At 42.8% G+C, this 8,630-nt stretch carries 9 protein-coding genes and 1 pseudogene; 3 read left to right on the forward strand and 7 right to left on the reverse strand.

Going from position 1 to position 8,630, the window contains the following annotated elements; translation table 11 throughout:
• Nucleotides 1–84 (reverse strand): hypothetical protein (locus tag AC3WQ3_RS28520; RefSeq protein WP_492474370.1); only part of this gene is annotated, 84 nt, incomplete at its 3' end.
• A 112-nt stretch (nucleotides 85–196) separates the two neighbouring features.
• Here AC3WQ3_RS28520 and AC3WQ3_RS28525 point away from each other — a divergent pair.
• Nucleotides 197–1,081, forward strand: a complete 885-nt coding sequence (locus AC3WQ3_RS28525; RefSeq protein ID WP_095286386.1) for a LysR family transcriptional regulator — start codon at nucleotides 197–199, stop codon at nucleotides 1,079–1,081.
• A 138-nt stretch (nucleotides 1,082–1,219) separates the two neighbouring features.
• Here AC3WQ3_RS28525 and AC3WQ3_RS28530 read toward each other — a convergent pair whose 3' ends face one another.
• The gene (locus AC3WQ3_RS28530; RefSeq protein WP_492474362.1) at nucleotides 1,220–1,900 is read right to left on the reverse strand and encodes a hypothetical protein; all 681 of its coding nucleotides are present in this window, start codon (nucleotides 1,898–1,900) and stop codon (nucleotides 1,220–1,222) included.
• 151 nt (nucleotides 1,901–2,051) lie between these two features.
• The gene (locus AC3WQ3_RS28535) at nucleotides 2,052–2,624 is read right to left on the reverse strand and encodes a cupin domain-containing protein (protein ID WP_492474363.1); all 573 of its coding nucleotides are present in this window, start codon (nucleotides 2,622–2,624) and stop codon (nucleotides 2,052–2,054) included.
• A gap of 183 nt (nucleotides 2,625–2,807) precedes the next feature.
• Here AC3WQ3_RS28535 and AC3WQ3_RS28540 point away from each other — a divergent pair, with 183 nt between their 5' ends.
• Entirely contained in the window at nucleotides 2,808–3,530 is a 723-nt protein-coding gene (locus tag AC3WQ3_RS28540) for a hypothetical protein (protein WP_492474364.1), read from the forward strand.
• A gap of 127 nt (nucleotides 3,531–3,657) precedes the next feature.
• Here AC3WQ3_RS28540 and AC3WQ3_RS28545 read toward each other — a convergent pair.
• A pseudogene (locus AC3WQ3_RS28545) lies at nucleotides 3,658–4,730 on the reverse strand (ankyrin repeat domain-containing protein).
• A 184-nt stretch (nucleotides 4,731–4,914) separates the two neighbouring features.
• Between AC3WQ3_RS28545 and AC3WQ3_RS28550 the strand changes: the two are divergent.
• Complete coding sequence (locus AC3WQ3_RS28550) at nucleotides 4,915–5,937, forward strand: serine hydrolase domain-containing protein (protein WP_492474365.1); 1,023 nt, start codon at nucleotides 4,915–4,917, stop codon at nucleotides 5,935–5,937.
• A gap of 97 nt (nucleotides 5,938–6,034) precedes the next feature.
• Here AC3WQ3_RS28550 and AC3WQ3_RS28555 read toward each other — a convergent pair whose 3' ends face one another.
• The 3 genes from AC3WQ3_RS28555 to AC3WQ3_RS28565 form a co-directional block, all read right to left on the reverse strand.
• Nucleotides 6,035–7,063: a serine hydrolase domain-containing protein gene (locus AC3WQ3_RS28555; protein ID WP_492474366.1), complete on the reverse strand. Its 1,029-nt coding sequence runs from the start codon at nucleotides 7,061–7,063 to the stop codon at nucleotides 6,035–6,037.
• A gap of 46 nt (nucleotides 7,064–7,109) precedes the next feature.
• Complete coding sequence (locus AC3WQ3_RS28560) at nucleotides 7,110–7,667, reverse strand: CPCC family cysteine-rich protein (RefSeq protein WP_492474367.1); 558 nt, start codon at nucleotides 7,665–7,667, stop codon at nucleotides 7,110–7,112.
• A 134-nt stretch (nucleotides 7,668–7,801) separates the two neighbouring features.
• A complete protein-coding gene (locus tag AC3WQ3_RS28565; RefSeq protein WP_492474369.1) occupies nucleotides 7,802–8,182 on the reverse strand; it encodes a hypothetical protein in 381 nt (126 codons plus the stop codon).
• Nucleotides 8,183–8,630: the final 448 nt, after the last annotated feature.

Genomic DNA, 8,630 nt, shown 5'->3' on the forward strand with positions numbered 1-8,630 from the left:
ATATAAATTGTATAAGGCAGGATATATTTTTCTTTTGGCTAAATCGCCAGTAGCACCAAATAAAATAATGCTCGTTGGTTCCATTTCACCGTTCTCCTTCCAAGTAACTCTGGTTTCTTTTCTGTAGTTACACTATAATACGTTTTATAGCCATACAAGTAATTAATATATTTCACAGGAGCTATAGACAATATCTATGACAACAAATTATGAGTTATATAAAGTCTTTTATTGGGCTGCCAAAACCGGAAGTTTGACTCAAGCTGCCAAGGCACTCTATATCACTCAACCCAGTGTCAGCCATGCCATCAAGCAGTTGGAGGAAAGTTTCGGCCTTACGTTGTTTTATCGGAATTCCAAAGGGGTGGCATTGACGCAGGAAGGCGTTAGCCTATATTCCTATATTGAACAATCCCAGATTCTGATTTCTCTAGCAGAGGAGAAAATGGCTGCATTGAAAAGTCTGGACAGTGGAGAGCTTCGAATCGGCGGCAGTGACTCCTTGTTCAAACATTACATGCTTGCTTACCTGGAAGAATTCCATACCCTCTATCCCAACATTAAGCTGCATCTAAGTCATGGAACAACGCCGGAAGTCATTACGTTCCTGAAAGAGGGCAAAATTGATCTCGGTGTTGTACGGATGCCCATTGTTGATCCACAGCTGGAGGTCCGTGAAAGCATACAGCTCAAGGATTGCTTCGTCGCGGGCGAACGTTATGCCCAGTTGAAGGACAAAGTGATGACACTGGATATGCTGCTTGAACATCAGCTTATTCTCTTCTCGCGGAACAGCCGGGTTCGTATGGCCATTACGGAATTGTTTAATAGCTACGGTTACACACTGAAGCCTGAAATTGAGGTCGGAAGTGTGGATCTGCTCATTGAATTTGCACGGCGGGGATTGGGTATCTCCTATGTAACCCGTGAATTTATTTCCAAGGAGCTGGAAGAAGGTTCACTGTTTGAAATTCAGCTCGATGTCCCTCTTCCCCCTTCACATGTCGGGATTATGACCAAACGGAATATGCCTATTTCCCTGGCGGCCAACCGATTTATGGATCTCATTTTTAAAAGTTAAATAACTCCTTAACACAAATAAGTGCTTCTACTCCTGATTAGGAAAAGAAGCACTTATTATTGATCTTGATAGCGATATAGCTTTAGTTATTTTATTTATTGTTGTACTCTTGTAAAACTTTGCGCTGCAGAAAGCTCATTATGTTCCATACATTTGCTCCAGCTCCAGCAGACGGCTCTTGATTCGCTGTGGAATTATCTCAAATAACTCGTCCCATAGGATAAACTTCTCCGGTCCAAGTATATACTCCTCAAACTGCATTGCCGGCACAAAGGCTTTGGTCTGGAGATATTTCCTTACCCGGGCATCAATGAATTCATTAGTCTCATAATCATTTTGGAACAAGTCGTTTACCAATAGGCCGTCACATCCGGCTTGGATACCTGCAGCGGAATACAAATCGGGAAGCAGCTCAAACACGACAGGAAGCGGGGAGAACGCGTGCTTACCTGGCTGTGAATACAGGCAGACGTGACGATCAACCATATTCACCCGATCCTTCAGCATCCCGCGCAGCACTTTACCGTGAAAACTGGCTTCACAATCCACTACCTCTCCATCATGACCCACATAGATCCATACATGTTCCATTTCATACAGGTGCCCTATCTCATAATCCCACCATATCGCATACTCAATCACAAAATGCACGGCCTCAACCGGGAAAAGAATCTCCCGCCTAAACGAAGGTGAAGCACCCGGTTTCTCAAGCAGTGAAATACCAACCAGATCCGGATAAAAAGGTTCGTTCTGATCAAACATCAAAATAGGCGCATAACTCATCGCTTTTTCCAGCAATACTGTATCCATTGTCGTCATCCATGTTCCCCTCCGTAACCCTATGTATGATTACAAGCTAATTCTATATTAACCAAGAATCTTGCATGTGTATATTTGTGCAAAACAAAAGCCCGCAACCAGACGTGTATTCTGGTCACAGGCTTCGCCATAATCTGAAATGACACTAAAGTCATCCTTTGGTTTTGGATGCTGGATTCACTTGGTCCGAAACGGACTCCCCACAACCAATTGGCGGCCCCAGGATCGCATCATTTTGTATGGATGCAACCGCTTGGGCATAGGCTTCTTCGTCAATGCAGTAGGCTCTATGCGCCACTTCAGGAGGTGTTGCAGCCAGGAAGTCTGCTCCCAGTACTATATCAGGCGTGGGCTGATCAAAGATGGTCAGCAAGTGAACATCGTCCGTATCTGCCACAAACCAGTGAAACCATCCTTTGGGGAAGATGGAGACTTGGCCGGGTTTCAAATGATAATTAATTCGCCTGCGGGCAAAAGGATCAAACACGGATGTTGTAATCTCTCCACTAATCAGAACAATCATTTCCGTCGTATTGGTATGCCAGTGAGGCTGAACAATAATCCCCTTGCTCATGTGCACATTGAAAAAGCCATTCTGAATGGTTGGCAGTTGTTCCCCGAATAACTGCGTAACATAATTTCGCGGATCTCGCTGATAGTTCAGTACAGCAGTGGAATCACCCGCGAGCTGAATATTCGGGATTTGCAAAATCGGATTGATCATGCTAATTTTTTCCTCCTTATGGGCGAACATCTCATTGTTGTAATGTATGCCCGCAGCACTGAGATCATGCTGTTAAAAGGGGAGCTGTGCATATCTTTCTTCCTTGGTCTGTCTCTATTTTCTTGTGAGTCATGGCGTATATGCGGGTAAGAACATATAAGGACGGAAAGGTGGGGTTATCATTTGAAGTGGAATACAATCACATATCTTGCACTCGGGATCATAGTCACTTTAGCTCTAGCAGCCTATAGTTCAGCTCCTGATGAGCGTTCGGAGATTCAAACTACAGATAACATGCAGAAGCAACAGGAAATTCAGATGGACAGCAATCCAGTGGCGGAAATTGAAGCATTATCACAAGGAGTCCGAACTAACAAGAAGTCCAGTGAACCACAGGAGGGTCAACCACTGTCCGTTACCGAAGCATCCACAAGCATTATTAAAGCTCTTCAAGAAAAAGACATGGAGACTGTAGCTTCATGGGCTTCAGAGGATGGAGTCCGCTTCTCCCCGTTTGCCAACATTGACCCCGTCAATGATCTGGTGTTCTCACCAGATGAGATTAGCAACCTACTGAGAGATCCGACCAGATATGTATGGCGAACCGTACCTGATCATGATGATGGCAAAATCAAAATGACCTATGCCGATTATCATCTTAAATATGTGTATAATAAGGACTTTATTCATGATGGCGAAAACGCCGTGAATGTTCTTCTTGGCCAAGATGCACATCCTGGCAATTTACACGAGATATATCCTGAGGCCAATCATGATTTTGTTGAATTCCATGTTAAAGGCACAGACGCCGAGGGAAGAGATTGGCATACACTGCGTCTGGTATTTGAAAAGATCGGGCAGGACCATATCCTTGTCGGAATTGTCCATGATCAAGGAAGAACATGATCTCTCCCAGCATTGATTGGCTATGATGGCATTCCGGTCTTCACCCCAGAAGCTTGATGTACAAACTGGTCAGATGGCTGAATAATAAAAAAAGCCTGTTTCTACTAAGAGAATCAGGCTCTTCCAATTACATATTATTTAAAAATTCAGATATTTTCTTCCCAGAATCAACAACTATATCAGAAAGGGGAGCTATATTCCCATATTCCTGATGTTCTATATCAACGAAACCAATAAGCTTTTTACTGGGATTCCAGACCAGATGAATATGGGAGTATTGATCTACATCCGCGGATAAACGAAGCAATTTCTGTCTGCCCATCTTCATCTCCACAGTGTCTAACAGACTAAAGAACTCTACATATTTAATCCCAGATTCGTTATCAGGCAAATCCAATCTCCGCGGTCCTTCGTTGAGAAAATGAACGAGTTCCTTCGGCAGCTTGTAAGGCTTCAACGCATGCAACTTGTTTCTTAAGTCATGGAATTCCTTCGGTTCACGAGCCTTTAAGTAATCGGCCATCTCGTCATTTTTTTGACTAACCGCAATCGTGTATGCCCGTTCCCCGTCCTTTTCCTGAATGGTCACATCTGCCCCCTGTTCCACGAGAAATTGCACCATCTTCATATTGTTGTTGCGAGCAGCGACAGTAAGCGGGGTTGCCCTATAAGGGTACACCATATCCGGTTCATTATAGTTAATGTCTACCCCTTCATCCAGCAAGTACTGTATCGTTCTCATATCATGGTCTGACACTGCTTTGCGCAATGTTTTCCCACCATATTTCCGAATATCCAGTCCAAGCTCGTTCAGTACAGCTATATTCTTTTTGTTGCCGTAATAGGCTTCATCGTACGCACTCGATTTCACCTTGTTTAAACCGGTCAACTTCGCACCCTTTTGGTGCAGATACCGGACGACCTCTTCTCCCCATATCTGGCTGCGGTAAGAATAGCCGGCTTACCTTTCATATTAAGGTTGACGCCGTTCTCTACGAATAACTCTATGATCTTCTGACGATTGGTGATCAAAGCAAGCTCGAGCGGTGTCAATGCTATATATTTGCTGAGAGAGATAGGTGCATCCAGATCTACACCCTCTCTGATCCTTTCTTCTACGGCAGCAGTGTCTCCCTTATAGATCGTCATGGCGAAATCAGGCAGCGTTTCAAACGTTCCTTGACTTCCAATTTTGAACACAGGTGTACCCTCCCAGTTGGTATATATTGATATGAAAACTACGTATAAACTTCTACTCTATTATAACTTCGATATATATTTTTGCCTAAATGGATCTCATCTCCTTTACTCCATTTGAGCTCTGCCCATTCCTATGCTAATATTATGAACACCTATTTTATAAACAGCCTCAGAAAGGAACATTATGAATCCTTCATCCGTACAATCTATTTTTCAACAACAGATTCCATCATTGGATCTGCGAAGCTGTCTCGTAAGCATGCAAGGGGAGAACATATACAAGCACTATCGTAATCAGGAAGCAGCAAGTCAGATCGCCAAAGTCAATTCTTGCACCAAAAGTGTGCTGTCTGCACTTATCTGTATCGCTATGGATCACGGTTGGCTGCCAGATGCATCAACCCCACTGTCCGCCTTTTTTCCGGCGCTGGTTTCAGATCCTGACCCTCGCAAATCGCAAATCACCCTGGAACAGCTGCTCACCATGACAGCCGGCTTCAACTGGGATGAGTTTGGTGGACAGAATTCGTTCCCACGTATGACACGCACGGAGCATTGGGTGAACTTTGCGTTGGAACAACGTCTCAGTCATACACCTGGAACACACATGGAATACAATTCGGGGGTATCGCAAATACTGGCGGCCATCCTTATGCAACATACTGGAATGAGTGTAGCTGGATTCGCAGAACGTTATTTATTTGGTCCATTAGGGATTACGGAGTATCATTGGGAGTGTGATCCTCAGGGTGTGCATACAGGAGGCTTCGGGTTAAAGATGCTGCCCGATGATTTGCTGAAATTCGGTCAGCTCTTCTTGCAGGAAGGCATGTGGCATGGTGAGCGTTTGATTTCAAGTGAACTTGTTAACCGTTCTACAAAAGCATTCATTACCGTGACACCACCGAACCGTGGTAGCTACGGCTGGCACTGGTGGGTCGATACTTGCAAGAGTGATAAACCATCTGAATTTAGTGAAGAACGTACGCCACCGACTTCGTCAGAGTCCACATCCATTAACAGCGCTGACCGAAACAAAGCTGTACTCCACTATTATTACGCCCGCGGATTTGGCGGTCAGTTTGTATACATTGTTCCACAGCTGGAGCTAGTTACGGTCCTGACGAACGACAAGCGAAAAAAGGAAAAGCCTCCTCTGGATGTTTTCCCTAGATTGATCGCTCCACAGTTACTTAGCCTATTGTAAACCGCATCTATCCGTTTATATGTAACCCCGTATAAACCCCAACCATGACCGGATATTTTCCGATCGGTTGGGGTTGCTCGCGTACATTTTTACTTCGTTACACCTCAAAAAGTGTCTCTTCAATTGCACGTGTTATCGGATATGGACCTGACTCCTTATTGGAGAGAACGACCAGTTGCGCAGCATGTTCAGGATATACCGAAGACATGAACGACACGCCAGGATCAAATCCCATGACATGTATTTTGAATATCCCTTCATTTTTTTGATCAACCCAAACACCACTTCCATAGTAAGTCTCGCCTTCTTCATGTACATGAGGTGTAATCAAATGTTGTGTTGTCGATTCACTCAATAACTGATAAGTTAACAGTCCATCCCAGAAACGAATCATATCAGGTGCTGTTGTATACGCCCCACCATCGGCCCCGCCCTTGATTGGGATTGAGAATATGTTGGTGTTCCAGGTTCCATCCTCGTTGTCGATATATCCAATTGCTGTGTTTCGTGGAAGCTGATTGGTCAAAAAATAACCGGAATTCGTCATTCCGCAATGTTTAAAAATGTGTTCCTGTACATATTCCGTGAAAGGTTGTCCCGATTGTTCTTCCACAATTAAGCCTAACACGATAAATGCCGCATTATTATAGTGGAAACGTTCACCCGGAGCTGCCTTCATCGGCAGATGCTGGAACATCGGTAAAAAGTCGCTCCCATTCCGCATGGAATAGACGGGCCGCTCTTTCCACAATTCAGTGAAATCCTCCATGACCTCTTCGTCAAAGTAATCCGGTATGCCTGAGGTGTGCGTTAATAGGTGATGAACGGTAATCTCCTTATGCCACAGAGGAAAATTAATATTCAATGCATCCACAAGCTTTGTGTTATATGACAGCCTGCCTTGTTCAATCAGTTGACATATGCTCACTGCCGTGAAGATTTTGCACCCTGATGCAATTCCAAACCGGGTATCGATCTGGTTGAAAAGCTCATCGCTGCGATTCGCGTATCCCCGGCTCAGATTCAAGAGTGTCTGTCCGTTTTGTTTTAACAAAACTACACCTGAAAAATCCTTAGAATTCATGAGTTCTTCCACTTTACGTGCTGCATCCATTATATCGGTCATTTATTATTCACCTACTGTATTAATTTTTTCAAAGAAATATACCGTCTTAATCAGCCTTGTTATAAATTTCATATCGGTTATCAGTTACAAATTCAGCACCCTTTTCAGAGCAAGCGCCATACTTTTCGTAATTACTCCTGCCTTCTGACAAGGTCATATGGTTGGGTCCACTATACCTGCTGGGGTCATTGTTACCATCGTCCTCCCAGAAGCAAACTGGACAAATATCATATTCCCCTCGTTGTTCCAAGGTTTTGTAATGACAACAGGGACAGGGTAATAATTTCTCTACGTAGCCTTCAACTTCAATATGGCTTCCTACGATTTCTGAGACGAGTTTAGATAAATATTCGTTAGGGATTCCGTAGAAACTGCCTTCTGTAACCTTCAATAACAATTCATTGTAACGGTTATCCATTACATCATGTGTTGGTACATCTGAACTTAAGAGTTCCTCCTGCAACTCCTTTGAAAAATGATGAAACTCAGGGTCATGTTCATCGATTCCCCAAGAATTCCATAACACGGCCTCACGTTCATCCCTAGTAAGTTTCGTAATATCATTTTCTATGATTATCTTTATAGCCTCTTCCCTTAACACCATATCACCCTCAATATGTAGCTATTCACTATCCTATTATGATTCCGCTATAAGCCCCTTTACTTTTGATTCAAATACATCCCACTTTAAATCAAACCCCTTTTCAAAGCTCCACCCGTTTGAACGGAGTTTCTCGCCTAAAAATTGAAATTAGCACGCTGCTCATCATTTAAGCTCACATCAAAAAGTTCTTCACTACACTTGAACTTATCCAAGTACTCGAGCAATTCCCAGAACGTATCATCTTTATTATTGTCTTCCTCCATTCCGTGATTTAAGAGAATAGAATCAAGGGCATCATCAAGTTTCTCTGTAACAAGGGTTTCATTTTGCCAATTATGATCGATTTGGTACTGTATCGTCTCTTCAAGTTGAGCTAGATCTCTGTAAATGGAAGAATTCAATAATTCATTTTTAATTTCTTGTTTCCTGCCTGCACGTTCATGATTTTGAAAAAACGCCAAATTCCCGAGCAGTGAGAATATTAAAATTACACTAAACCAGTCTGATTTTTTCATATTTTCCTCTTTTCATCACCACTTAGATATTCCCGATTCTATCTTTCTATGACCTTCCTTTCGAAGACGTAAAATAATAAAAAACCGAATATAAGCCCACATATGGTATGAGGTGTTGTTCCAGAAGTGATCAATAGATAACCCAAGGTTAAATAATAATAAGAAATAGGTAGACTAGACCAATACAACAGCGGAACTAAAGAGACATAGAGTGTAGGTATGCCGAATATACAGAGTTTAATCCAATTTATTTTCCATTCTCCAGGCTTTCGCATTAAATCTAATAATCTTATCAAACCGAGTAATACGCCAATGAACATTGGAAACAGGACAGAAAAAACAATACTAGCTTGAAGTTGATACGTCTTCCGAGCTTCTAACTGTAAATATTGTTGATATTTTAACCCAAATATAAAGACTAAGATCATTATTAGTAAAAATCCCAAAT

The sequence above is a fragment of the Paenibacillus sp. FW104-T2 genome, from assembly GCF_058789975.1.

What these genes read in the sequence shown, in the direction of transcription:
- AC3WQ3_RS28525 (WP_095286386.1), top strand. Translation starts at nt 197, where the DNA reads ATGACAACAAATTATGAGTTATATAAAGTCTTTTATTGGGCTGCCAAA.
- AC3WQ3_RS28530 (WP_492474362.1), bottom strand. Translation starts at nt 1,900, where the DNA reads ATGACGACAATGGATACAGTATTGCTGGAAAAAGCGATGAGTTATGCG.
- AC3WQ3_RS28535 (WP_492474363.1), bottom strand. Translation starts at nt 2,624, where the DNA reads ATGATCAATCCGATTTTGCAAATCCCGAATATTCAGCTCGCGGGTGAT.
- AC3WQ3_RS28550 (WP_492474365.1), top strand. Translation starts at nt 4,915, where the DNA reads ATGAATCCTTCATCCGTACAATCTATTTTTCAACAACAGATTCCATCA.
- AC3WQ3_RS28555 (WP_492474366.1), bottom strand. Translation starts at nt 7,063, where the DNA reads ATGACCGATATAATGGATGCAGCACGTAAAGTGGAAGAACTCATGAAT.
- AC3WQ3_RS28560 (WP_492474367.1), bottom strand. Translation starts at nt 7,667, where the DNA reads ATGGTGTTAAGGGAAGAGGCTATAAAGATAATCATAGAAAATGATATT.
- AC3WQ3_RS28565 (WP_492474369.1), bottom strand. Translation starts at nt 8,182, where the DNA reads ATGAAAAAATCAGACTGGTTTAGTGTAATTTTAATATTCTCACTGCTC.